At 59.6% G+C, this 26,279-nt stretch carries 13 protein-coding genes; 9 read left to right on the top strand and 4 right to left on the bottom strand.

The genetic code is table 11. The features are described from left to right. Positions 1-117: 117 nt before the first annotated feature. Entirely contained in the window at positions 118-2,247 is a 2,130-nt protein-coding gene (gene recQ, locus ACIOWE_RS23335; protein WP_401396364.1) for a DNA helicase RecQ, read from the bottom strand. 393 nt (positions 2,248-2,640) lie between these two features. Between recQ and ACIOWE_RS23330 the strand changes: the two genes are divergently transcribed. From ACIOWE_RS23330 to ACIOWE_RS23315, 4 genes are all read left to right on the top strand, one after another. Then, complete coding sequence (locus ACIOWE_RS23330) at positions 2,641-3,228, top strand: YecA family protein (RefSeq protein WP_007919726.1); 588 nt, start codon at positions 2,641-2,643, stop codon at positions 3,226-3,228. Between the two features lie 10 nt (positions 3,229-3,238). Then, positions 3,239-3,634 (top strand): YbaN family protein, encoded by a 396-nt coding sequence (locus ACIOWE_RS23325; RefSeq protein WP_401396361.1) that lies wholly within the window; start codon positions 3,239-3,241, stop codon positions 3,632-3,634. 115 nt (positions 3,635-3,749) lie between these two features. Continuing rightward, entirely contained in the window at positions 3,750-5,879 is a 2,130-nt protein-coding gene (locus ACIOWE_RS23320) for an Ig-like domain-containing protein (protein ID WP_401396358.1), read from the top strand. A gap of 240 nt (positions 5,880-6,119) precedes the next feature. Continuing rightward, positions 6,120-9,062, top strand: coding sequence for a hypothetical protein (locus ACIOWE_RS23315; RefSeq protein ID WP_401396355.1), 2,943 nt, complete (start codon positions 6,120-6,122; stop codon positions 9,060-9,062). A 252-nt stretch (positions 9,063-9,314) separates the two neighbouring features. On the opposite strand, the gene ACIOWE_RS23310 is transcribed toward ACIOWE_RS23315, so the two are convergent. Continuing rightward, a complete protein-coding gene (locus tag ACIOWE_RS23310; RefSeq protein WP_401396352.1) occupies positions 9,315-17,180 on the bottom strand; it encodes a retention module-containing protein in 7,866 nt (2,621 codons plus the stop codon). A 532-nt stretch (positions 17,181-17,712) separates the two neighbouring features. Here ACIOWE_RS23310 and ACIOWE_RS23305 point away from each other — a divergent pair. From ACIOWE_RS23305 to ACIOWE_RS23295, 3 genes are all read left to right on the top strand, one after another. Further along, complete coding sequence (locus ACIOWE_RS23305; protein ID WP_401396349.1) at positions 17,713-19,071, top strand: TolC family outer membrane protein; 1,359 nt, start codon at positions 17,713-17,715, stop codon at positions 19,069-19,071. Positions 19,072-19,224: 153 nt separating this feature from the next. Beyond that, a complete protein-coding gene (locus ACIOWE_RS23300) occupies positions 19,225-21,384 on the top strand; it encodes a type I secretion system permease/ATPase (protein WP_401396346.1) in 2,160 nt (719 codons plus the stop codon). Between the two features lie 359 nt (positions 21,385-21,743). Next, complete coding sequence (locus tag ACIOWE_RS23295; RefSeq protein ID WP_401396344.1) at positions 21,744-23,117, top strand: HlyD family type I secretion periplasmic adaptor subunit; 1,374 nt, start codon at positions 21,744-21,746, stop codon at positions 23,115-23,117. 145 nt (positions 23,118-23,262) lie between these two features. Here the strand turns inward: ACIOWE_RS23295 and ACIOWE_RS23290 are convergent, their stop codons facing one another. Next, positions 23,263-23,859: a tRNA-uridine aminocarboxypropyltransferase gene (locus ACIOWE_RS23290; protein WP_401396341.1), complete on the bottom strand. Its 597-nt coding sequence runs from the start codon at positions 23,857-23,859 to the stop codon at positions 23,263-23,265. Positions 23,860-23,877: 18 nt separating this feature from the next. After that, the gene (locus tag ACIOWE_RS23285; protein ID WP_007956593.1) at positions 23,878-24,771 is read right to left on the bottom strand and encodes a LysR family transcriptional regulator; all 894 of its coding nucleotides are present in this window, start codon (positions 24,769-24,771) and stop codon (positions 23,878-23,880) included. Between the two features lie 383 nt (positions 24,772-25,154). On the opposite strand from ACIOWE_RS23285, the gene ACIOWE_RS23280 reads away from it, so the two are divergent. Both ACIOWE_RS23280 and ACIOWE_RS23275 read left to right on the top strand, forming a co-directional pair. Then, on the top strand, positions 25,155-26,009 hold the full coding sequence (locus ACIOWE_RS23280) for an agmatinase (protein ID WP_401396338.1): 855 nt from the start codon (positions 25,155-25,157) through the stop codon (positions 26,007-26,009). Between the two features lie 10 nt (positions 26,010-26,019). Next, positions 26,020-26,279, top strand: a 260-nt coding sequence (locus tag ACIOWE_RS23275; protein ID WP_401396335.1) for a nuclear transport factor 2 family protein, incomplete at its 3' end; no start/stop codon positions are given.

Raw genomic sequence — 26,279 nt, 5'->3', positions numbered from 1 at the left:
TCTCCTTCGCGATGAGCAATGTGTCTATTAAAAAGTGTCCACCATGTGTCCGAACACCTGTCCACCATGTGTCCGGTACATACAGGGAGAGGGCTGGGGTGAGGGGCTTGAGGCCGGTTACATTTCAAATTCAGATTGCAGCGCAGCCCGCACGCAGTACAGCACGCCCTCCGGCACGCGGCCGGCAAACAACTCGGCGATCTCGGCGACCGACGGCAACTCGCCTTCGCCATCGAGGAACGCGTCCTGCACTTCGCCCATCAGTTCTTCCGGCAAATCCAGTGCCTGCTCCAGCGACAACTGCTGCTTGCCAATCGCTTCGGCGAGCAGGGTGTAAACGTTCTTTTCCGAGCACTGCAACTGCCCGGCGATCTGCATCGGCGTCATGCCGGCGCGGGCCAGGGTGATCAGTTCGTGACGCACGTCTGCCACCACTTTCGGCGCCTCGGCCTCGCCGCCGAGCACTTCGAGGAAAGCCTCGCCGTAACGCTCCAGCTTGCGCGCACCGACGCCGCTGACCCGGGCCATGTCCGCCAGCGAGGTCGGCTGGCTGCGGAGCATTTCCAGCAGGGTCGAATCGGGGAAAATGACGTACGGCGGTACGCCATGCTCTTCGGCGAGTTTGCGCCGCAGGGCGCGCAGGGCTTCCCACTGCTCGCGCTCTTCACCGCGCACCAGTTGGCTGGCCGGGCTCTTGCTGGCGGTTTTGGCGGTGACTTGTGGTTTCAGGTCACGGCGCAGTTCCAGGGTCACTTCACCCTTGAGCAATGGCCGGCAGGTGTCGCTCAGGCGCAAGCCGCCATAACCTTCGTGATCGACATCGGCCAGACCGCGCGCGACCAACTGGCGGAACAACGAGCGCCATTCGCTTTCGCTCAGCGCCTTGCCCACGCCGTACACCGACAGGTGCTGATGACCGAAACTGCGAACCTTTTCGTTGTCCTTGCCCAGCAACACATCGACCAGATGGCCCACGCCGTAACGCTGACCGGTGCGATAGATCGCCGACAACGCCTGACGGGCAGGCTCAGTGGCGTCCCAGGTCTGCACGCCATCAACGCAGTTGTCGCAGTGGCCGCAGGGCTCGGCCATTTCTTCATCGAAATACGCCAGCAGCGTCTGCCGACGGCAACGGGTCTCTTCGCACAGCGAGAGCATGGCGTCGAGCTTGTGCTGCTCCAGACGCTTGTGGCGCTCGTCACCTTCAGAGTTTTGCAGCATCTGCTTGAGCATCACCACGTCTTGCAGACCGTAAGCCATCCACGCGTCCGCCGGCAGACCGTCACGGCCGCCGCGCCCGGTTTCCTGATAATACGCCTCAAGGGATTTCGGCAGATCGAGGTGGGCGACGAAACGCACGTTGGGTTTGTCGATGCCCATACCGAACGCCACGGTGGCGACCATGATCAGGCCTTCCTCGTTGAGGAAGCGCTTCTGGTTAAAGGCACGTAGTTCATTGGGCAAACCGGCGTGATACGGCAGCGCCGGGAAGCCCTGCTCGCTCAAAAACGTTGCGACTTCTTCGACTTTCTTGCGCGACAGGCAATAGACGATGCCGGCATCGCTGCGGCGCTCGGCGAGGAACGCCAGCAACTGCTTGCGCGGCTGCTCCTTGGGCACGATGCGATAGAAGATATTGGGGCGATCGAAACTCGAAAGAAACCGCTCGGCGTTCTGCAAATGCAGACGGGTGACGATTTCTTCGCGGGTACGCTTGTCGGCAGTGGCGGTCAGGGCGATGCGCGGCACATCGGGGAACATCTCGGCCAATTGGCCCAGTTGCAGGTATTCCGGACGAAAATCGTGTCCCCATTGCGAGACGCAGTGCGCCTCGTCGATGGCGAACAGCGCGATGTTCAGCCCTTGCAGGAAGGACAACATGCGCGGCTGCACCAGACGTTCCGGCGCCAGATAGAGCATTTTCACTTCGCCGCGCTTGATCTTCGCGGCCAGATCACGCTGCTGCTCGGCGCTCAACGTGGAGTTCAGCGCCGCGGCGGCAACGCCCAGCTCTTCGAGGGTTGCGACCTGATCGTCCATCAAGGCGATCAACGGCGACACCACCACTGCCAGGCCATCGCGCAACAGCGCCGGGACCTGGAAGCACAGGGACTTGCCGCCACCGGTAGGCATCAGCACCAGCGCATCACCGCCGCTGGCCACGCGCTCAATGATTGCACCCTGACGGCCACGGAAACTGTCGTAGCCGAAGATGTCCTTGAGGACGCGTTGAGCCTGTTCGAGCATAAAAACTCCAAAAATCTACTGATACATCCCTGCAAGGCTGGTTCATGACGGCCAAGGCTGCACCGCAGAATCGTAAGAACGCATTGCATGACCGCCGCAATACGGGCAGGGATCGCAAAACGCGGCAGTATACCCGAGCCCTCCCCTGCACAGGGCGCCGCTTATAAGACACACCTTGTAATCAGCTTCACATTAGCCCCTGTGGGAGCGAGCCTGCTCGCGAATACGCTGGGTCAGTCGATACAAAGGCGCCTGACATGCCGCTTTCGCGAGCAGGCTCGCTCCCACAGAGTTTGCATGCGGTTATTGCGGCAAATCTGCCATGCGGCTGGCTTGAGCGCTCAAGAAGGCCTAGAATTCCCGCATTGTTTATTCCCCCAAGGTAGCCCCGTAATGTCCTTCGCTGAGCAACTGACCCGCCTGCAAGTCTTCCTCGATGCCGACGAGCTGCACGACGAGGCACTGGATTACGTGGCCGCTCACGGCTATCTGACCGCACTGTCGATCTGCGCCGAAGACGTGCCGGAGCGTGAATGGATCGACGCCCTGTTCGCTGAAGAGCCGCATTACAGCAGCGACGCCCAGCGCGAAGAGATCGAAGCCACCCTGATCGGCCTCAAGGCGCACATCGCCCGTCAACTCGCGTCCGACGAAGAGTTCGAGCTGCCATGCGAACTGGATCTGGGCGAAGAGCCGGACGACTCCGAACTGCGCGGCTGGTGCATCGGCTTCATGGAGGGCGTGTTCCTGCGTGAAGCAGCCTGGTTCGAAACCGCCGAAGAAGAAGTCAGCGAAATGCTCCTGCCGATCATGGTTGGTTCAGGCCTGTTCGACGAACAGCCAGAGTTCGAAGACATCGCCAAAGACGCCAACCTGATGGACGACATGATCGTGCAGATCCCGGAAGCCCTGACGGCGCTGTACCTGCTGTGCCAGGCGCCAGACGAAAAACCGGCGATCCTCAAGCCACGTCACCACTAAGATCCGGCCTATGGACAACCCCATAGGCAACCGCCCCCTGATGTTGCGCTACCTTTTGCTGGCCATCGGCTGGCTCAGCGTGGCATTGGGGGTGATCGGGATTTTCCTGCCCGTCCTCCCCACCACTCCCTTCCTGTTGCTCGCGGCGGCGTGTTTCGCCCGCAGCTCTCCGCGTTTCTATCATTGGCTGGTCGAGCATCCTCGGCTTGGGCCATGGATTCGTGACTACCTCGATGGCAATGGCATTCCGCTCAAGGGCAAGGTCTACGCGATCGGGCTGATGTGGGCGAGCATTCTGTTCTCGTGCTATCTGGTGCAACTGCCGTGGGCGCGGGGGTTCATGCTGACCAGTGCGGTACTGGTGACGATTTATATTTTGCGGCAGAAGACGTTGCACAAGCCCTGACCGCCCGGGACTGACCGTTCGTCTTAAATCGTCGACTACCTGTCAGATCTGACAGTAGGCAAGCACTGGCGCTGGTTATCTAATCCTGAGCACCTCTCAAAGAAGGTTCTCAGCCATGACCAGCCAACCGGTGAATATTTCTTCAGCCAGCGACGAACAACTGGTGGTTTTCCCACCTGATCGAGGCCTCGGAATTCTTGCCGTCTCCCCGCCCTTTCCGATTGGCTTCAAACCGCAACAAGACGGCGCCTTGGGTATAAATATCAATCTGGTGCACGGTGATCGTGATGGACTGCTGGTGTACATCCTCGCCTACCTGAATATGTCTGATGGCGACAACATCAGGGTGTTCATTGAAAACAGGAATGTTCCTGTCGCCGAGTTTTCGGTCACCGATGCGCACTTCGAAGTTGACGGCACAGCGAAAAACATACCGTTCTACATTTCGGCCGACATCATGGAAGCCAGATTCGATTTCCTGAAACCACAAAACAAGGATTTCTGGGTCGACGTCCAGCGAGTCAGCGGCAACCCCTCCGACCCCTCGCTCCCCGTCTCGTTGTTTTACAAATACCCCGCGCCCGGTGAGGCCGATACCGATGGTGGAAAACCTTTCAACCAGGGCCTCAAGCTGCCCGTCGCTTCGGAAACGGTCGTCGACCAGACCGTGATCGACGAGGGCATGTTCGTGACGGTGCTGGAGTACTTCAATCAATGTGTCGGCGATGTCGTGGTTCTGGCCTGTGGTTCTCTGTTGCTGGAAACCACTGTCACCGAATTGGGTGATGTGCTCTTTGAACTGAGCCCGGGACAACTCGCCACCCTTATGCCCACCAATAGCCTGGTGGTGCGCTGGGAAGTGTTCGATGTGGTGGAAAATGCCAGCGGCTGGTCGGACTCGCTCATCCTCACGTTCAAACCTGGCGTTGTGTTATTGGCCGCGCCGATTTTCGAACAAGCAGATGCTGATGATGTAGTGGACCACAACAATCTCGCAGGCGGCCCTTTGAATATCCTGGTCACCGGGATATTTGCCGTCAATGACGTGATTGATTTGACTCTGCAAGGACTGACCAAAGGTGGCGACAGTGTCAGCCACACCTACAGCCAGAGACTCAGCGCTGCTAGCAGGCTGATGACTTTCCCCGTCGAGAATGAGCGCGTGCGCAATCTGATCGACGGGTCGGCGCGCGCGTCCTACTTGTTGACCAAGGCAGGCAAGACCCAGCCCTCCAAACCCGCTGATGCCACGTTCACAGGCACCTCCCAACCACTGAGCCAACCGATTGTCGAGCCGCTGGTGGATGGCAAGTTGCCGGCCGACACGGCCATGGCTACCGTGACAGTCGCCCATTACTGGCCGTTGAAAAACGGCGCGAAGGTCGAGCTTCGCTGGCAGACCACCGACCTCGACGGAGTGGCAACACTGTTCATTTTTGCCCTCATCGTCACCGACCCGACGCAAGCGGTTTTCTTCAAGGTGCCGGCAAGGTATATCGCGCCCTTCGCGGACACGCCTTTGACCGTACAAAACACCATCACCAATCCGGGAGAAGTCGAAGTATTTTCTGAACTGGCACAATTGAAATTTGGCGAAGGCAAGAAGCCGTTGTCAGTCGACACAAGCCTGATGCGCCTGGACGGCGTGATGGTCAGAAGCGGTTATTGTCCGAACCTCAATGGTGTCGATGCGCTTGGCAACACAATGGTTCGTACCGCCATCGGGGGCTACCTGCCCTACGTTTATCGCTCCTCGAACTCGGCCGTGGCAGCGGTCGACACCAACGGCAAAGTCAGTGGAATGGGCAACGGTACTGCCACCATCACAATCACTGATCAACGAAATGCACAGGTCAGTTATGCCGTCAGCGTTTCAAACGTCTACTCACTGTTGGTACATGGCGGCATTGGCTGGACATTCCCGAGATACATTGAATCGTTGGCGCAAAGAGGCGAAGTCGGTCTGACAGCGCAGATCCGTGCAGTCATGGCCCGTTGCTACTTTCAACCCTGGTTCGCATGGAGTGCAGGCCCAACGTATCCCCATCTGGCCAATGCCTGGACCAGCACCGTGAGTGGCAGCTCGGCGGAGGTTTACAACAGTGATACGCGAAGCTTCGGATGGCTGGCGCAATCGGCCGACCCCCATAACGGTTTGAGCTTTTCATTGCGCAATGCGGGCGCACTGGGAGGACTGAGCAAAAACGAAGAGGATGTGGATGTGGATGCCCGAGAGATCATTTGATCCCGAATGATACGGCCGTTCCCGAATCAGATGACCGCTGCCTTCAGCCTGTCCAGCGGTAGGAGACATTGCGCAGGCCATAGGCCGATCAGCTCGATCAAGCCTGCTTCTACCGTCCGTCTGAATACTTCCTGCACCTGTCAGATCTGACAGGTGCGCAGCTCCAGTCAACGCGTTCTAATTACTCCTCTACGCGGGCCGCTGCTCTGCAACGGCGCTTCTTATGGAAGGTAAGCAAACATGAACAGTACGATGAGTGCCGGCTCGACCTCCAATCAACAAGTCGTCTTTCCGCCCGATCGCGGCCTCGGCGTGCTCGCTCTGGTCCCCCCCTATCCGGTCAACTTCAAACCACAGAACGATGGCGCTCTAGGGATCAACATCAACATGGTGTATGGCGACCGTGACGGGTTGCTTGTCTACATCCTGGCCTATTTGGATATGGCCATCGGTGACGGTATTCGGGTCTTCATAGACACTGACACAGTGCCCGTGGCCGAGTTCTCGGTCACCGACGCACATTTCGATGCTCAAGGGCTGGCGAAAAACATTCCGTTCTTCATTTCGGCCAGGGACATGGAGGCCCGGTTCGTGCCGCTGAGGAATGAGAACAAAGACTTCTGGTATGAAATCCGGCGGGTAAGTGGCAACCCGGGGGAATTTCCGCCCCGCGTTCCGCTGTTTTATAAACATCCGGCGCCGGGTGAGGCCGACACGGACGGCGGAAAGCCGTTTAATCAGGGACTCAAGTTGCCGTTGCCTTCGGAGACCTTTGTCGATCGGTCGGTGATCGATGACGGCATGTTCGTGACCGTCCCCGAATACTTCAACCAGTCCATCGATGATGTTGTGGAATTGGCCTTCGGCTCTCTGACGCTTGAGCAAACTGTCACTGCGCCAGGTGATGTGCTCTTCGAGCTCACACCCGCCATGCTCGCCGCGCTGGCATCGACCAACAGCCTGGTAGTGCGCTGGCAAGTGTTCGATGTAGTAGAGAACGCCAGTGGATGGTCGGATTCACTGGTTCTGCCGTTCAAACCCGGCGTGGTCTTGCTGACCGCACCGATTTTCGATCAGGCCGATCCGGATGATGTGTTGCATCACGATTGGTTGACGGGTGACCCGACAACCGTGACGGTGACAGGTGTATTTGCGGTGAACGACATCATCGAACTCACCCTGCAAGGACTCACAAAGAGTGGCGATCCTGTCAGTCATACCTATACAAAGACAATGACCGTCGCCAGCAGGAAAGTCGAATTTCCAATTGAAAACGAACGGATCCGCAACCTGATCGGCGGTGCTTTGCGCGCCACCTATACGCTGACCAAATCCGGCAGAACCCAACTGTCCAAACCCGCCGATGTCACCATCAGCGGCACCTCTCAGCCCTTGGGCTTACCGATCCTGACCCCTTTGGTTGACGGCAAATTACCAGTGGACACCGTCGAAGCGACCGTGCGGTTTGCCGATTACTGGCCAATGAAACAAGGTGCAACGGTGGAACTGCGTTGGCAAACAACCGATCAGGACGGAATCACTGCGCTGTTCATTTTCCGCCAGATCATTAACGACCCGACGCTACCGGTCATTTTTCGCATCGAAGCCAAATACATTGCGCCTTACGCGAGCACGCCGTTAACGGTCCAAGCAAAAATCGCCAATCCGGGCGAAGTTGAAGTCACTTCCGAGTTACTGCAATTGATGTTCGGTGATACGGCAGAGATTGTACTGGAGCCGCCATTTCCGGTTCCGCCTCACACGCAGGTGATCGACCCATTGGGTGATCTCCCGACAATACGTGTCGAATTCCTCGCGGCGATTGCAGGAGACAAAGCTCGACTGGTGGAAGTAAAAGCACCCAACGATGCCAATCGCTTTGCGTTGGTAGAGCTGAACAAAAACAAGCGCGCCAATTTTGAACTGCGTCGGGAGTTTCTGGTACCGCGTCAGAACAAGAAAATCGAACTACGCTGGAATCTGAACAGAGGGAGTAGCCAAGCTGCCAAATCGCCGTCACTGGCGCTGGAGATCCTGTCGATCGCCTCCGAGGATTCGCGCTTTCCAACACCGCAAATCAAGCCGGGGGCAGAGCTCGACGTCACTCAGCTACAGGCCCATGATCAGTTGACTGTGGCCCAGTGGCCGGGGCAGATAAGTGGACAACGTTTGTGGCTACGTTATGAAGAAGTGACGAACTTAACGCCGGCCGCCCCCTATAACGATTTGGTGGGTGAAGCGCATACCCAACTTCCGGGGTTGAACCGTGAACTGCCGTTGAACTGGTTGAAGGCACTGAAAAACGGCAGTACGTTGAAAATCAGTTTTTGGGTAAACCTCGCCAGCGAGCAGGAGTTTGCACAAGCGGTGCTGTTTCCGGTGCGAACCTACTTGATCAAATCACTGGACCTGATAGCGCCCCAGCTCCTGGACTTGTCCAGTCCGAACGTGGACTTTGACGACATTGTCGATTCAGGGGCCCGCATTCAGGTTCCGGCTTATACCGGAATGGCGGTTGGGCAATCAGTCAACGTCGAACTGGCCGGGACAGGGGCAAACCACACAACTGACCCACTCGATGTCTTGACCATCCAACCGTTGATCTTCACGATCCCTCGATCAGTATTCATTGCGAATGCAGGCCGGTCTGTCGCAATTACTTATCAGGTATCTTCCAGCGGTCAGGCAGACCCAGTCCGCTCGCCGCCGCTGACGTTGAACGTTCTTGCCGATTCCTGGCGAGACTCCGTTACTCTTTTCAACGGCAATGCCGGGGACTGGAAGTTTGGATCAGCCTCAAGAACAGCCAGGATTGCCAACGGTTACTACGAAAACCAGACACTTGATATCGCAGGCAATGCCGGTGTTTTACTGAGCCAGACCTTTCAGTTCAAAGCCGCGAGAACTTACCGATTCGTCTATAACGTGGCGAATGTAAGCCCGCTACCTGAAAACGTTCCACCGATACTCAGCGTCAGTACTTCCAGCGGAATAGCGCTTGTGGCACGCTTTACTGTTCCCAGAAATAGAGTCTACTACGAGCAATCAGCTGACTTCAGAGTACCCGTCAGCGGCCCTTACACGATTTATATGCAAAACCACGAGGATCGTGGCGGCTATGGCGGCGCGCAGGGCGGGAACGACTTCTTTATCAACGCCATTTACGTTCAGCGATATCAATAAAGCTGGTCGCAGAGGTCAAGGAACACTCTTCTCTAGCAGGTATCACTGAAAAGCCGTAAGTGATGTGAACACCTTTGTGGGCAAGCCCGCTCCCACCAGGGGCTGCGTCGATCACAAATTTTTATCACCGTCGAATCTGTGAAAGCGTTCTTGTTCGCGAAGGCGACCTCCCAGACAAAATATGTCTTCAGGCAGAAAAAACCCGCCGCCCCGTTCAACCGGGACGGCGGGTTTTGTCGTTTCAGACCTCGATCACACCGTATCCACCTTCAACGAATGATCATTCAGCATCCCGCTGATGATCGTCGCAGTGTCATGCCCGCTGGCGATCACCCCACCCGCCCCCGGCGTCACGCCGTAATGGCTGGCGAGGTTGACGCCGGCCAGATCAATGGTCTGGTTCGGCGTGGCGCCGGCCATGGCGCTGACGTCGATGCTGGTGAGCACCGACGCGCCGCTGCCGGTGACGGTGAAGTGCAGGTAGTCATCCAGCGACGCCGTGGTGCCGTTTTCACCTTGCAGCAGTTGCGACAGGTCGAGCTTGTCGGTGCCCGGGGTGAAGTCGGTGATCAGGTCGTGGCCGCTGTTGCCTTTGAGCCACTGGAAGGTGTCGGCACCAGGCCCGCCGGTCATCGTGTTGTTGCCCATGCCGCCGATCAGCAGGTCATCGCCGCCGCCACCGTTGAGGGTGTCGTTGCCCAGGCCGCCGTTGATCACGTTGTTATTGTTATCGCCGGTGAGGGTGTCGTTGAAGTTCGAGCCGACGAGGTTTTCGATACCGGTCAGGGTGTCGGTCCCCGCGCCGACGGTGTTTTGTGCACCGAGCAAACCGAGGTTGACCGTGACCCCGGCCGTGGCGTGGGCGTAGCTTGCGGTGTCGATGCCGCTGCCACCGTCAAGCAAGTCATTGCCCGGGCCGCTGTAGAGCAGATCGTTGCCGGCACCGCCGTGCATTTCGTTGTTGCCGGAGCCTGCGGTCAGCACGTCGTTGCCATCGCCACCATTGAGGATGTTGTCGCCGGTGCCGGCCACCAGAATGTCGTCTCCGGAAGTGCCGGTGAGGGTGTGGCCATCCTGATAGGTGATGGTCACGGCGGCGGAATCGCTGCCACCGTGGTTGTCGTTAGCGGTGTAGGTGCCGTGGAAGTCCGGGGTGATGTCATGTGCCCCGGCGTAGTTGACCGTCATGGTCAGTTGGTAGTTTTCCGCAGCGGTGGTGTTGCTACCGCTGGTGTTGGTGATGTTGGTCACGTGGATCTGGTACGTGCCGTCGGCGCCGGCGGTGATGGTGCCGCCATCGGCGATGCTGACAAACGCGCCACCGTTCACCGAGTACTCCAGCGTGATGTGCCCGGCCGCCAGGTTGTGATCAAGGTTGAGGGTCTCGCCCTGTTTCAGTTTGACGGTGATCAGGTCTTCATCGTTGGCATTGGCGTTGGTCACCGCGCCGAGGTAACCGCTGACCACCAGCACGGCGGTCATCGCCGCAGTGTTGGCCGCAAACGAATTACGCACGTCGGCGAGGTTCTGGTTAGCGGCAGTGTTGCTGGTGCCGTTGAAGGTGATCACACCGCTGCCGGTGAAGTCCGCGCCCTTCGCGACCCAGCCAGTGTTGAAGGTAGTCGGCGAGGCGTTGAGCGTGTCGCCATTCGGATCGGTGTCGTTGGCCAGCAACAGCTCGCCCGGCACCACGATATTGCTCGACAGCACGTTGGTGATGACGTGATCGTCCGCCGCCACCGGAGGCGCGTTGGGAATCACTTTCACGGTCAGCGTCGAGCTGGCGAGGTCGCCGTCGTTGTCGCTGAGGGTGAAGCCGATGTTCTCGGTAATCACCACCGTGGTGGTTTTCTGCGAGGTGTAGCTGTAGTCGCCGGTGTCGAGGTTGACCACCAGCGTGCCGCTATTGTTGGTGGCAATGCTCACCGTGTTGTTCACGGTGTTGAAGGTGCCATGGTTGGTACCGCCGCTGGCGACCAGTGAGCCTTGTCCGCCGTTGGCTTTTGGATCGTAGGTGTAGGTGGTGCCGTCAACGACGATGGATTTGATGAAACCGCCATCGGCGCCGAACGTACCACCCTCGCCCAACAGCGAACCGGTGACCGGTGCGCCTTCCACAGTACCGAACAGCACCGAGTTGAGCTGGTTGAGATCGGTAACCACCACCGCGTTGGTGTTGGTGTGCGTGATGCCGTCATACGCCAGCGGATCGAGGTTGGCGTTGCTCACACCGCTGCCGAGGCCGATCGCGTAGTTCTTGATGTTGTTGGCATCGAGGAACGCTTTGAGCGTGGCTTCATCGCTGGTGCCGATATCCTGGCCATTGGTGGGTTTGCCATCGGAGAAGAAGTAGCCGACGTTCTGCGCTCCGGTGAGTTTGCCCGCGGTGTTGAACGCGTTGTACATGGTCGCGACGGCGGCATCGTAGTTGGTGCCGCCACCGGCAGTCAGGCCGGCGAGCAGGGTCTTGGCGGTCGCGACATCAACCCACACCGTGGTGCGGTCGGTGGCGCTGCTGCTGAAGGTCACCAGTTGCACTTTCACATCGCCGAGGTCGTCGTATTTGTCGAGCAAGGCACTGATCGCCTGCTTGGCCAGGTCCAGCCGTGACAGGCCCGGCACGCCCGAGGCATCGGCCATACTGCCGGAGATGTCGAGGACGATGAGGATGTTCGAGTCGATCTCCACCGCGGCCACCGAACGATCCGAAGCGACCGCTTTCGGTACGTCGTCGACGATGTTGACGACGATGGTGCTGGTGGTGCTGTTGCCCAGTGCATCGGTGGCTTTGTAGGTGAAACTTTCGCTGAGGGTGTTCGCGCCGTCGTTGGCGTTCGGCGTGGTTTTCGGTGCCGAAGTCAGCGTGTAGGTGTAGGTGCCGTCGGCGTTGAGCTGGATCTGCCCGTAAGTGCCAGTGGCACTGCCGACCAGGGTGTAAGTGATCGCGCCGCTGCCGCCGGTGACTGCGCCGACCAGCGTGCCTGTGGCGGTTTCGCCGGTGTTGGTCGGATCGCTGCCGGTGACCGTGCCGGGGGCCAGATCCTGGCCGTCCTTGGTCAGGTCGAGGGCTTTTTCATAGACCGTCACATCCTGATCGACCGAAGCGACCAGTTTGCTGTCGGCGACGTTGATGGTGATGGTGGTGGTGCTTTCGTCGCCGTCGCCATCGCGGATGGTGTAGGTGAACGTGTCGGTGGCGCCCGGTGGGCTCACCGAGTTCGGGTTGCTGTGGTAGACGGCGTTGCCCAACGCATCCAGGGTCAGGTAACCGAAGTTGCCGTTGATGTTGCTGTTGAGGCCGCCGATCGCCGACGTCGCAGTGTTGCTGCCGGCGCGCACGCCCACCACGGCCCCGCCCGCTGCGGCGCCATCGGCACCGGTGACGTCGTTGCCAAGCACGCTGATATTGACCGTACCGCCCTCCGCCACCGAGCCGGTGTCGGCTTTGGCGGTGGGGAGATCATCGATGATGTTGACGTTGATCTGCCCGGACGCAGTGCTGCCGTCGCCGTCGGTGGCGACCACGTTGAAGTTCTCGGTAAGGCTGTTGGCGCCGTTGCCGGTCGGATGCGCTTCGTTGTCGACCAGGGTGTAGCTGTAGCTGACCACGCCGGTTGTGGCGTTGTAACCGGTGATGGTCAGCGTACTGCCCAGCGGCGTGGTAACCGACTGCGGGAAGCCTGCGGCGACGCCGTTGGTGACGACGGCGATACCGCCTACGGTCAGGGTTTGCAGGCCATCGAGTGCGGTGACGGTGAAGGTGCCGCTTTGGGTCAGCGCCGTCGGGTTGGGGCTAGTGCCGTCGCTGAGGTTTTTCTCGTAGACGGTGAGTTCACCACCATTGACGTCGAGGCCGTTGAGGATCACCGGGTCGTCGTTGTTGTGGATGTTCAGCACCAGATTGGCGGTGCTGGCATCGCCGTCGGAATCGGTGATGGTGTAGGTGAAAGTTTCGGTGCCGTTGCCATTGCCGTGCAGGTTTTTGAAGTCGGTATCGTTGGTGTTCAGCGTGTAGGTGTAAGTGCCGTTGGCGTTCAGCACCAGGGTCCCGTAGGTGCCGGTGAAGGTGCCTGCGGTGACTGGGCCAGTCGGTACGCGGTCAGCGCCTTGCACATCGTTGGTCAGGACGTTGCCGGTGAGGATCAGATTGGTTTCCGACGCGGTGCCGACGTTGCTGTCATTCACCGCTTTTGGCAGGTCGTCGATGATGTTCACATCGAGGGTCGCGTTAGCGGTGGTGCCGTTGTCATCGACCACGGTAACGGCGAACTGCTCAGGCAGATTGTTCGCGCCGTTGGCAGTTGGGTGCGCTTCGTTGTCGACCAGCGTGTAGCTGTAACTGACGACGCCGGTTGTGGCGTTGAACCCGGTGATGGTCAACGTGCTGCCCAGCGGAGTGGTGACCGATTGCGGGAAGCCTGCGGCCACGCCGTTGGTAACGACGGCAATACCGCCGACAGTCAGCGTGGTGACACCGTCCAATGCGGTGATCGTGAACGTGCCGTTTTGGGTCAACGCAGCGGAGTCCGGCGCACTACCGTCACTGAGGTTTTTTTCGTAAACAGTGAGTTCGCCGCCATTCACATCGAGACCGCTGATGACCACCGGATCGTCGTTGTTGTGGATCTGCAAAACCAGATTTGCGGTGCTGGTATCGCCGTCGGAATCAGTGATGGTGTAGGCAAACGTCTCGGTGCCATTGCCACCGCCATGCAGGTTTTTGAAGTCGGCGTCGTTGGTGTTCAGCGTGTAGGTGTAAGTGCCGTTGGCGTTCAGCACCAAGGTCCCGTAGGTGCCGGTGAAGGTGCCGGCAGTGACGGGGCCAGTCGGTACGCGGTCGGCGCCTTGCACATCGTTGGTCAGGACGTTGCCGGTGAGGGTCAGGTTTGTTTCCGAGGCGGTGCCAACGTTGCTGTCATTCACGGCTTTTGGCAGGTCGTCGATGATGTTCACATCGAGTGTTGCGTTAGCCGTTGTGCCGTTGTCATCCACCACGGTGACGGCGAACTGCTCAGGCAGGTTGTTCGCGCCGTTGGCAGTTGGGTGAGCTTCGTTGTCGACCAGCGTGTAGCTGTAGCTGACGACACCGGTTGTGGCGTTGAACCCGGTGATGGTCAACGTGCTGCCCAGCGGAGTGGTGACCGATTGCGGGAAGCCTGCAGCCACGCCATTGGTGACGACGGCGATGCCACCGACGGTTAGCGTGGTGACTCCGTCCAACGCGGTGATGGTGAAAGTGCCGTTTTGCGTCAACGCAGCGGAGTCCGGCGCACTACCGTCACTGAGGTTTTTTTCGTAAACAGTGAGTTCGCCGCCATTCACATCGAGACCGCTGATGACCACCGGATCGTCGTTGTTGTGGATCTGCAAAACCAGATTTGCGGTGCTGGTATCGCCGTCGGAATCAGTGATGGTGTAGGCAAACGTCTCGGTGCCATTGCCACCGCCATGCAGGTTTTTGAAGTCGGCGTCGTTGGTGTTCAGCGTGTAGGTGTAAGTGCCGTTGGCGTTCAGCACCAAGGTCCCGTAGGTGCCGGTGAAGGTGCCGGCAGTGACGGGGCCAGTCGGTACGCGGTCGGCGCCTTGCACATCGTTGGTCAGGACGTTGCCGGTGAGGGTCAGGTTTGTTTCCGAGGCGGTGCCAACGTTGCTGTCATTCACGGCTTTTGGCAGGTCGTCGATGATGTTCACATCGAGTGTTGCGTTAGCCGTTGTGCCGTTGTCATCCACCACGGTGACGGCGAACTGCTCAGGCAGGTTGTTCGCGCCGTTGGCAGTTGGGTGAGCTTCGTTGTCGACCAGCGTGTAGCTGTAGCTGACGACACCGGTTGTGGCGTTGAACCCGGTGATGGTCAACGTGCTGCCCAGCGGAGTGGTGACCGATTGCGGGAAGCCTGCGGCCACGCCGTTGGTAACGACGGCAATACCGCCGACAGTCAGCGTGGTGACACCGTCCAATGCGGTGATCGTGAACGTGCCGTTTTGGGTCAACGCAGCGGAATCGGGCGCACTGCCGTCACTGAGGTTTTTCTCGTAAACGGTGAGTTCGCCGCCATTCACATCAAGGCCGCTGATGACCACCGGATCGTCGTTGTTGTGGATCTGCAAGACGAGATTCGCAGTGCTGGTGTCGCCATCGGAGTCAGTGATGGTGTAAGTGAACGTCTCAGTACCGTTACCGCCACCGTGCAAATTCTTGAAATCAGCATCGGTCGGATTCAGCGTGTAGGTGTACGTGCCATTGGCATTCAGCACCAAAGTCCCGTAGGTCCCGGTAAACGTACCCGCAGTCACCGGCCCGGTCGCTACACGGTCGGCGCCTTGCACATCGTTGGTCAGGACATTGCCGGTCAACGTGAGATTGGTTTCCGACGCCGTCCCCGTGTTGTTGTCATCCACGGCTTTTGGCAAATCGTCGACAATGTTCACGTCCAGCGAAGCATTGGCCGTAGTGCCGTTGTCATCGACAACCGTCACCGCAAACTGCTCGTTGAGCGTGTTGGCACCGTTGGCCGTCGGGTGTGCGTCGTTGTGATCCAGGGTGTAGCTGTAGCTGACAACGCCAGTCGCAGCGTTGAAACCGGTGATGGTCAGCGTGCTGCCCAGCGGTGTGGTGACCGATTGCGGGAAGCCTGCGGCGACGCCGTTAGTGACGACGGCAATACCGCCGACGGTCAGGGTGGTGACACCGTCCAGCGCCGTGATGGTGAACGTGCCGTTTTGCGTCAACGCCGTGGAGTCTGGCGCGCTGCCGTCGCTGAGGTTTTTCTCGTAAACCGTCAGCTCGCCGCCCTCGACGTTCAAGCCGTTGATGACCACCGGATCGTCATTGTTGTGGATCTGCAAAACCAGGTTCGCAGTGCTGCTGTCGCCGTCCGAATCGGTGATGGTGTAGGTGAACGTTTCGGTGCCATTGCCGCCGCCGTGCAGGTTTTTGAAGTCCGCATCGTTGGTGTTCAGCGTGTAGGTGTAAGTGCCGTTGGCGTTGAGTACCAGCGTGCCGTAGGTGCCGGTGAAGGTGCCAGCAGTGACGGGGCCAGTCGGTACGCGGTCGGCACCTTGCACATCATTGGTCAGCACATTGCCAGTCAGCGTCAGCAGCGTTTCCGAAGCGGTCGACGTATTGCTGTCATCCACAGCTTTGGGCACGTCGTCGGTGATGTTGACGTCGAGCGTGCCGGTAGCGGTGTCGCCATTGCTGTCGCCGGCAACCACCGTGAACTGTTCACTGAGATTGTTCGCACCGTCGCCGGCTGCATGGGTTTCATTGCCGTTGAGGGTGTAGCTATAACTGACCACGCCCGTCGCCGGGTTGTAGCCGGTGATGGTCAGGGTGTTGCCCAGTTGCGTGGTGATCGATTGCGGAAAACCGACGGCCACGCCGCCATTGATCAGGTTGATGCCGCCGATGCTCAGGCTGCTCAAACCGTCTGGTGCCGTCACGGTGAAACTGCCGCTCTGAGTCAGCGCACCGGGGTTGGCCGCAGAACCATCCGGCAGATTGGCTTCGTTGAGGGTCAACTCGCCCCCCGGCACGGCCAGACCCGTGAGGGTCACTATGTTGTTGACAGGGGGCGGCACGATGGGCGCCGGGGTGCCATTGTCGATGACCACGTTGTGGCGTTCTTCGGGAAACTCGGGAATACCGCCGAACCCGGCCGTCGGGAAACCGATGATCGGATCGACCCGTCCGCCGACTTCGGTCAGCAAGACAAAACTGTGCCCCCCTCCCGCTTCACCCGGCACACCGGTCGGCGCATTCGGGCCTGCGGCAGTGGCTTCAGCGGATTTGGTCGGGTCGTCACCGGCGGCAATGGCTTTCTGGATCTGCTCGACGTCGGTCAGTTGCGCTTCGCTCGGGGTTACCGCTTCGGGCGCGTTCACATGCGCCGCCTGATCGGCCAGTAATTGCCCGGTCATGGTCAGGCTGCTGTCGCGGCCCAGAGTCAACTCCTGGCCATTTTGCAGACGAACGGCGACAGCGCCTTCTGCCCCGGTGATCAGTTGATCGCCGACAAACAGGTGATCCCTCTCAACCAGTGCGCGTTTGCTGCCGTCTGCGGCGACGGCGAAAACCTGACCAACGACTTTAGAGACGATACCGATGAGCGTTGCCATGTGAAATCCTCCGCTGCCGACCACCGTCGGCACTGGTAAGCGAAGCAGCCCATGGCTCAATCGGGTTGTCGGGGGCGACGCTCGCACCCTCGACAGTTCGTTTCGCAGGTAGCGCCTTACGGAAACTTCAGTGCGATCAAGCACTTCCGAACCCTGTTCAAGGCAACACGCCCACTAACGCTACGTAACGGCGGTGAATCACCCGAGTGACAAAAATCTGTCACTCATTCTCCGCTACGCGTCCCTCCCCTTCAGCAGTACTTCGCCGTATGTCGCAAAGTGAGTGGAACTTTCCTCAAGCCTTTTTGCACTCCCTAAAGCGCATGAAACAAAGGCTTTCGTCCTGAACAATGTGCCGGTTTTTACAAAGCGCATAAGTTTTTTTCGGCATAAGCCTTATGAAAATTTTTTCTTAGCTACGCTTCAGGATGTTCTTAGCTCTGTTGTTACAAGAGTGAAACGCCTACACCTAAAAATATCGTCAAATATTTGGCGACAGTAACGCACCATCAGGACTCAGGGAGATGCACCCATGCGCGTTCTAACCCCCCTCTGCAGCGCGGTTTTGCTGGCCATGGCTTGCACTTCTCAAGCCCAGGCCATGAACCTCACCGAGGCGATCCAAAGCACCATTGCCACCCACCCGGAACTTGCTTCGCGCGTGGACGCACGCCTGTCGGCTGATGAACAAGTCAAAGTCGCCAAGGGCGGCTTCTATCCGTCGGTCGATTTGAACGCCGCCTATGGTCGCGGCTACAGCGACAACACCAATACCCGGGCCTTCGGTAATCACCACACCGAGATTCTCAATTACACCCAGTCGGAGCTGCGTCTGCGGCAAATGCTCTTCGACGGTTTCAACACCGCCAACGAAGTCGAACGCACCAAAGGCGTGTCCAACTCGCGCGCGTACTACGCGCAAGGCACCGCCCAGGATCTAGCCCTGCGCACCATCGAGGTCTACCTCGAAGTGCTCAAGCGCCGCGAACTGGTGACCCTGGCCAAGAACAACCTGCAAGCGCACTTGCGCGTCAACGATCAGATCGGCCTGCGTACCGAGCGTGGTATCGGCAGCACCGCTGACTCCGACCAGTCGGTGGCCCGTAAGGCGTTGGCACAGAACAACCTCGACACCGCCGAAGTCGACCTGGCCGACGCCGAGTCGAACTTCTACAGCGTGGTCGGACGCATGCCCGATGAGCTGGAAACTCCGGCCTCGACCCGCGGCGAGTTGCCCACCTCCCTGCCGGAAGCCCAGCAGAGCATGGTCGAGAACAACCCGTACCTGAAATCCGCACAGGCCGACGTGCAATCGGCCGAGAGCCAGTACGAAGTGGCCAAGTCACCTTTCTATCCACGTTTCGACGCAGAAGCGGCGGTGGGCGCGAATAACAACGTGCAAGGCGATGAGGGCCACGACAACGAATGGCGTGTGGGTGTGGTGATGAACTACAACCTGTTCCGTGGCGGCAGCGACAAGGCGCGACTGGCATCCGATGCGCACCAGATCAATCAGGCCATGGACATCCGCAACAACGCCCTGCGTCAGCTCAACGAGAACATTCACCTGGCCTGGAACGCCATGGTCAACGCGAAGAAACAGACCCCGACCGCCCGCGAATACGCCGAAACCACCAAGCGTGTACGTGCCGCGTATCAGGATCAGTTCGGCCTCGGCCAACGTACCCTGCTCGACTTGCTCGACAGTGAAAACGAGCTCTACAACGCCAACCGCCGTTACACCGAAATTCGCTACACCGAGGAATATTCGATGTACCGCGTGCTGGCGAACATGGGCCAGTTGTTGAGCAAACAACGGGTGGTGCTGCCTGCCGATGCGATTGCCGCGACCGAGGTGAAAAACGAAGCACGCCTGCCCGAACTGAAGTAAGCGAAAACCTTGTGGCGAGGGAGCTTGCTCCCGCTTGAGTGCGCAGCGCTCAAGCTCCCGACACCGTTGGTTTCATGGGGCTGCTGCGCAGCCCATCGGGGATAAATCCCCTCGCCACAGGTAATTGGGCAGTCATCAAGAGGGACGATCAATATGACCAGCATGGAACCCGGCCATTCCGGGATCGATCCGCGGCTGAGCTTCGATGATCCGTTACTCGACGGTCTGTTGATCCTCTGCAAACTCCATGGCGCGACGGTCAGTCGCGCCAGCCTGAGCGCCGGGCTGCCCCTGAACAAACAACGCCTGAGCCTTGATCTGCTGCCCCGCGCAGCCGCCCGGGCCGGGTTGCAGGCGCGTTTGCTGCGTCGTGAGCTGAAAGACATCTCGCCACTGAACCTGCCAATCCTGTTGTTGCTCAACGACGGTCGCACCGCGGTGTTGCGGCGTTTCGGCGACGACGGCAAAGCGCTGATCCTGCCCAGCGAAGCCGATGGCGGAGAGCAATGGGTGAGCCGCGAAGAACTCAGCGAGCATTACAGCGGCCAGGCATTGTTTGCCCGGCCACGGCATGAACTCGAAGACCTGCGTTCACCGCTGGTGCCGCGCGTGCATGCGTGGTTTCGCGACACCTTGAAGCTGTCGAAATGGCTGTACAGCGACGCGATCCTCGCCAGTTTCCTGATCAACCTACTGGGCCTGATGGTGCCGCTGTTCGTCATGCAGACGTACGACCGCGTGGTGCCAAACCAGGCCACTTCAACCTTGTGGGTGTTGTCGATCGGGCTGCTGATCGGCACCGGTTTCGAACTGGTGTTACGGGTGGTGCGCGCGCACCTGCTGGACACCGCCGGCAAGAAAACCGATGTGATCCTTTCCGCGACGTTGTTCGAGCGCATCACCGGCATGTCGATGAAGGCGCGGCCGGCGACCATCGGCGGTTTCGCGCAGAGCATTCATGACTTCCAGGGCCTGCGCGAATTCCTCACGGCGGTGACCCTGACCAGCCTGATCGACCTGCCCTTCGTGGTATTGATGCTGGTGGTGATCGGCCTGCTCGGCGGTTGGCTGGTGGTGATTCCGCTGCTGGCGTTCCCGATCACGATCATCTTTGCCCTGGCCATTCAGGTACGTCTGCGCGACACCGTGCAGAAGAGTTTGAGCCTCGGCGCCGAACGTCAGGCCTTGCTGATCGAAACCCTCGGCGGCCTGGAAACCCTCAAGGCTTGCAGCGCCGAAAGCGAGCGCCAGCACAAATGGGAAAGCACCCACGGCGCCCTCACCCGCCTCGACAGCCACGCGCGCAACCTGTCGGCACTGGCCACCAACGGCACGCTGTTCATCCAGCAGTTCTCCGGGATGGCGACGATTGTCGCCGGGGTCTACAGCATCATCGCCGGCAACCTCAGTGTCGGTGCGCTGGTTGCCAGTTACATGCTCGGTAGCCGCGTGCTTGCGCCGTTGGGACAGATCGCCGGGCTGATCACCCGCTATCAGCAAGCGCAACTGACGATGAAAAGCACCGATGCACTGATGGGCCTGCCCCAGGAACGTGACGGCAAGCAGCGGCCGCTGGAACGTACGCAACTGCAAGGCGCGCTGGACGTCAGCGGCGTGACGTTCCATTACAACGGTCAGAATGCGCCAGCGCTGAGCAATGTCAGCTTCAGCCTGAAACCCGGCGAACGGGTCGGTATCATCGGCCGCAGCGGTTCGGGCAAAAGCACCCTGGCGCGGCTGGTGATGGGCTTCTATGAACCGGAGGAAGGTCAGTTGCTGCTCGACGGTCTGGATCTGCGGCAACTGGATGTCGCCGACCTGCGCCAGCAGATCGGTTACGTCGCCCACGACCTGCCGCTGTTGGCCGGCAGCCTGCGCGACAACCTGACCCTCGGCGCGCGCTACATCAGCGACTCACGCATGCTCGAAGTCGCCGAACTGACCGGCGTCACCGAACTCGCCCGTCAGCATCCGCAAGGCTTCGACCGCCCGGTCGGTGAGCGCGGGCAATTGCTCTCCGGCGGACAACGTCAGGCCGTGTTGCTGGCGCGGGCCTTGCTGCTCGACCCTCCAATCATGCTGCTCGACGAACCCACCAGCGCCATGGACAACAGCAGCGAAGACCAATTGCGTCAGAAGCTGCACGACTGGGTACAAGGCAAAACCCTGCTGCTGGTCACCCACCGCACCTCGATGCTGAGTCTGGTGGACCGGTTGCTGGTACTGGACAACGGCCGGGTCGTCGCCGACGGCCCGAAAGAAGCAGTCATCGATGCACTGCGCAAGGGCCGCGTCGGCTCGGCGGCGGTGTAGATGCGTACACATGATCATGGCTTTCACCAACCCAGTGGCTTGCACAGAACCTGTGTCCTGCACGAAACCTATGTCCTGCACAGAACCTGTGTCTACACAAAACCTGTGTCCTGCACAGAACCTGTGGCGAGGGGATTTATCCCCGTTGGGTTGCGCAGCAGCCCCAAAAATCTCATGGGCGCTGCGCACCCAAACGGGGATAAATCCCCTCACCACAGGGAAACTCTCTGGCCACAGAGAAGTTTTCTGGTCACTGGGAAATTCTCAGCCCCACAGGAAAGTTCTCTGGCCACTGGAAAGCGTATTGGTCACTGGTTTGTCATGCAGTTTGATTTTTCTTAATTGAGGGGTATCGCCCCATGTCTGCTTCTTCCGGCTCTGATTCAAATGCCAAACCACGCGGCTATTTCGACAGTTTCGGCAAAAGCGCCGAAGCCGAGTACATGCCGGAAACCGCCGGCGCGTCGTTGCAGGACTCGCCGCGCTGGTCGCGGATCACCGTGTGGCTGGCGGCGGGATTGCTGATCTCGGCGCTGGTCTGGGCCAAATTCGCGGTACTTGAAGAAGTGACCATGGGTGAAGGCAAGGCGATTCCGTCGAGCAAGGTCCAGGTGATCCAGAACCTTGAGGGCGGGATCGTCACTGAAATCTTTGTCCGCGAGGGGCAAATGGTCAACAAGGGCGACACCCTGCTGCGCCTGGATGACACGCGGTTTCTGTCGAACAAGGGTGAGAGCGAGGCCGATCGCTATGCACTGACGGCGCAGGTCGAACGACTGTCGGCGGAATCCGAGGGCCGGCCGTTCAAGCTCTCTGATGAAGTGATCGCCAAAGCACCGCAAGTGGCCGAAGACGAGCGCTCGCTGTATGACCAGCGCCAGCGGCGGCTGGCCAGCGAACAACGCACGCTCAGCGAACAGCTGCGCCAGAAAACTCAGGAACTGGCTGAGTTTCGTTCCAAGCAAGGCCAGTTCAGCTCAAGCCTGGCGCTGTTGCAGCAAGAGATGAACATGTCCGAACCGCTGGTGAAAACCGGTGCGGTATCTCCCGTGGAAATCCTCCGGCTCAAGCGCAGCGCGGTGGAAATTCGCGGTTCTTTGAACGCGACGACTCTGGCGATCCCCCGGGCCGAATCGGCGATTGCCGAGATCCGCAGCAAGATCGACGAGTCCGAGCAGACCTTCCGCTCCGAGGCCGCCAAAGAGCTGAACGAGAAACGCACCGACCTGTCGAAAATCACCGCCAGCAGCATCGCCATTGACGACCGCGTCAGCCGCACCACAGTGACCTCGCCGGTACACGGGGTGATCAAGCAACTCAAGGTCAACACCATCGGCGGCGTGGTCCAGCCGGGCAGCGACATGGTCGAAATCGTGCCGCTGGAAGACAACCTGTTGATCGAGGCCAAGGTGCGTCCGCAGGATGTCGCGTTCCTGCATCCGGGCCAGAAAGCCATGGTCAAGTTCAGCGCCTACGACTACACGATCTACGGCGGGTTGAGTGCGAAACTGGAGCTGATCGGCGCCGACACGATTACCGATGACAAGGGCAACAGCTTCTATCTGATTCAGGTGCGAACCGATAAAAACCATTTGGGCGGGGATGTGAAACCGCTGCTGATCATCCCGGGGATGGTGGCGACGGTGGACATTATTACCGGGGAGAAAAGTGTTTTGGATTACCTGCTGAAACCGGTGCTGAAAGCGCGGACCGAGGCGATGCGTGAACGCTAGTGACTATCCGGATTTTGTGGTGAATCGACTGGCCTCATCGCTGGCAAGCCAGCTCCCACAGTGTCCGTGTCGACCACAAAACCTGTGAACACCTCAGAACCTGTGGGAGCTGGCTTGCCAGCGATGAGGCCAGTAAGAACACCGACTACTTGTCAGCATGATTACGCTGAAAGGTCTCCTCCCCCATCGCCGCAATCTGCCCCTCGATCAACGCTTCGAACGGTTTGAGTAACGGCGCAAACGTCGTCGGCGCTTCGAGGGTTTCCAGCGCCTGCACAATCGCCTCAACCGTCGACAACGCTCCCGGCCCCGGCGCCTTGCGCAGCCGATACCGCGACACGCCGCCCTCGGCCAGCGTCACCCGTGGCAACGCCGTCAGCAGCGGATTGAGGTGCAGCATCTTGCGCGCCTTGCGCCAGGTGCCGTCGGGCACCACCAGCAGCAACGGTTCATCAGCCTCGCCATACGCCTGCAGCGGCTGCGCATCGTCCGCCGGAAACAATAACCGCGCCCGATACCCCGGCCGGTTCAGCAACGTCGGCAAATCCTCGAACACCTCACCGACAATCAGCTCGGCATTGGTCAAACCCAGCGCCGCCAACCGCGCAGTATTGAGCGCATGACTGACCTCACTCGGATGCTGCAACAGCAACACGCGGGTGCGGCTGTCGAGACTGGGGATCAGGGCGCACAGGCAATGGGTCTGGGGGCGCAGGCAGCGCGGGCATTGAGGTCTGGACATGGTTCTTGTTCCTACAAGCTAGGCCTGATTGAGCTGGGCTTTGAGCAAATCACGGAAAGTCTGAATCAACGGTTCGCGGCTGCGGCCACGGCGCATGATCATCGAAAACGGCGCCTGATAACCGAAGGTCGCCGGCAGCAGCACACGCAGGTCGCCCTTGTCGGCCCAGGCCTGGGCGTAGTGCTCCGGTAGGTAGCCGATGTAGGCGCCTGACAGCACCAGAATCAGCTGCGCTTCCATACTTTCCACAGTCGCCGCGCTGTGTTTGAAACCGTGTCGGGCGAGCTCCGCCTGACTCCAGTAACCGCGCCCGACCATGCGTTGCTGGGTGATGACCTGCTCGGGGATGCGCCGCTCGTTGAACAACGGGTGCCGGCTGCTGCAATACAGCCAGTGCTGCTCGCGGTACAGCGGCATGTAGACCAGCCCACTCATGCGCGTCGAGAACGCGCCGATGGCCAGATCGAGGCGGTTGTCCTGCACGCCGAGTTGCAGCTCATACGGGCTCATCACCGACAGATGCAAATGCACCGCCGGGTGTTCCTGACTGTAGGCGCCGATGGCTTCGGCGAACGGCAGGGCCTTATCACTGACCGTGGAGTCGATCACCCCGAGGTTGAGCGTGCCGCGCAGTTCGCCCTTGAGCGCGGCGGCGTATTGCTCGAAGCCTTCGAGTTCGGCGAGCAGGCGCAGGGTTTCCTGATGGAACAGCTCACCTTTGCTGGTCAGGCTGAACCCGCCGCGCCCGCGATGGCACAGCACCAGGCCGAGCGCGGCTTCGAGTTGACTCATGTAGGTACTGATTGCCGAGGTCGACAGGTTGAGTTCCTGTTGCGCGTTGGCAAAACCCTGATGGCGCACGACGCTGACGAAGATGCGCAACAGTTTCAGGTCGGGTAAAGCGTTGGCCATCAAATACTCCACGAACAAGGATCACAGGTGCGATGAACATCGCATGGCAACACATCCCTTGTGGCGAGGGAGCTTGCTCCCGCTCGGCTGCGAAGCAGTCGCAAACCCGACAAATACTGTTCATCAGATGTACCGAATCGGATGGTTTTGGGGCTGCTTCGCCGCCCAGCGGGAGCAAGCTCCCTCGCCACAGGTTCATCGATATATGGCTGAAGAGTCTATCCCGGGCCTTAGCATTAGTTTAGAAAAATCTGAACTAAGTATTTGCCCGTAGCGATTCTTCCCCTCCACTACATTTCGCAGAATCGGCCCCACAGCGGCGTCCGAACCTTTGCTGAACGGTGCGCCGACATAAATAAAACAAAGACGATGAGGCCCTACCCGTGGACAAGATTCTTCACCAACCACTGGGCGGCAACGAAATGCCGCGCTTCGGCGGCATCGCCACCATGCTCCGACTCCCACATCTATCCACTGCTGCCGGTCTGGACGCTGCCTTCGTTGGCGTGCCGCTGGACATCGGTACTTCGCTGCGCCCCGGCACCCGCTTCGGGCCACGCGACATCCGCACCGAATCGGTGATGATCCGCCCGTACAACATGGCCACCGGCGCTGCGCCGTTCGACTCGTTGTCGGTCGCCGACATCGGTGACGTGGCGATCAACACCATCACCCTGCCGATCCTGCGTGCGATTCATAAAAAGCACGGCAAGGTCGGTCTGGTGCACATCGACGCCCACGCTGACGTCAACGATCACATGTTTGGCGAGAAAATCGCCCACGGCACGACCTTCCGTCGCGCCGTCGAAGAAGGCCTTCTGGACTGCGACCGCGTGGTGCAAATTGGTCTGCGCGCGCAGGGCTATACCGCTGATGACTTCAACTGGAGCCGCGATCAGGGTTTCCGCGTGGTTCAAGCCGAAGAGTGCTGGCACAAGTCGCTGGCACCACTGATGGCCGAAGTGCGCGAGAAAGTCGGCGGCGGTCCGGTGTACCTGAGCTTCGACATCGACGGCATCGATCCGGCCTGGGCACCTGGCACCGGCACCCCGGAAATCGGTGGTCTGACGACCATTCAGGCAATTGAAATCGTTCGCGGCTGCCAAGGCCTCGACCTGATCGGTTGCGATCTGGTAGAAGTCTCGCCCGCTTACGACACCACCGGCAACACCTCGCTGCTGGCCGCCAACCTGCTGTACGAAATGCTCTGCGTACTGCCTGGCGTGGTTCATCGCTGAGGATCAGGTCATGAACGAACGTGATCAGGTTTTGCAAGCGGCCGCCGATCTGGTGTCCGCCTTCGCCCGTAACGATCGCGAAGCTTACTTCGGTGCGTTCAGCGCCGACGCGAGTTTCGTCTTCTACACCCTCGACCAGCCTCTGCTGTCGCGCGATGCCTATCAGGCCTTGTGGGACAGCTGGCGCGCCGAGGATGGCTTCGAGGTGCTCTCGTGCACCTCGAGCAACGCCTTCGTCAGCCTGCAAGGTGACGTGGCGATTTTCCTCCA

Source organism: Pseudomonas sp. NPDC087598 (genome assembly GCF_044743525.1).
Lineage (GTDB): Bacteria > Pseudomonadota > Gammaproteobacteria > Pseudomonadales > Pseudomonadaceae > Aquipseudomonas.
The sequence above is the reverse complement of the archived record's forward strand: the minus strand, read 5'-3'. Positions and strand labels throughout refer to the sequence as shown.

What these genes read in the sequence shown, in the direction of transcription:
- recQ (WP_401396364.1), bottom strand. Translation starts at nt 2,247, where the DNA reads ATGCTCGAACAGGCTCAACGCGTCCTCAAGGACATCTTCGGCTACGAC.
- ACIOWE_RS23330 (WP_007919726.1), top strand. Translation starts at nt 2,641, where the DNA reads ATGTCCTTCGCTGAGCAACTGACCCGCCTGCAAGTCTTCCTCGATGCC.
- ACIOWE_RS23325 (WP_401396361.1), top strand. Translation starts at nt 3,239, where the DNA reads ATGGACAACCCCATAGGCAACCGCCCCCTGATGTTGCGCTACCTTTTG.
- ACIOWE_RS23320 (WP_401396358.1), top strand. Translation starts at nt 3,750, where the DNA reads ATGACCAGCCAACCGGTGAATATTTCTTCAGCCAGCGACGAACAACTG.
- ACIOWE_RS23315 (WP_401396355.1), top strand. Translation starts at nt 6,120, where the DNA reads ATGAACAGTACGATGAGTGCCGGCTCGACCTCCAATCAACAAGTCGTC.
- ACIOWE_RS23310 (WP_401396352.1), bottom strand. Translation starts at nt 17,180, where the DNA reads ATGGCAACGCTCATCGGTATCGTCTCTAAAGTCGTTGGTCAGGTTTTC.
- ACIOWE_RS23305 (WP_401396349.1), top strand. Translation starts at nt 17,713, where the DNA reads ATGCGCGTTCTAACCCCCCTCTGCAGCGCGGTTTTGCTGGCCATGGCT.
- ACIOWE_RS23300 (WP_401396346.1), top strand. Translation starts at nt 19,225, where the DNA reads ATGACCAGCATGGAACCCGGCCATTCCGGGATCGATCCGCGGCTGAGC.
- ACIOWE_RS23295 (WP_401396344.1), top strand. Translation starts at nt 21,744, where the DNA reads ATGTCTGCTTCTTCCGGCTCTGATTCAAATGCCAAACCACGCGGCTAT.
- ACIOWE_RS23290 (WP_401396341.1), bottom strand. Translation starts at nt 23,859, where the DNA reads ATGTCCAGACCTCAATGCCCGCGCTGCCTGCGCCCCCAGACCCATTGC.
- ACIOWE_RS23285 (WP_007956593.1), bottom strand. Translation starts at nt 24,771, where the DNA reads ATGGCCAACGCTTTACCCGACCTGAAACTGTTGCGCATCTTCGTCAGC.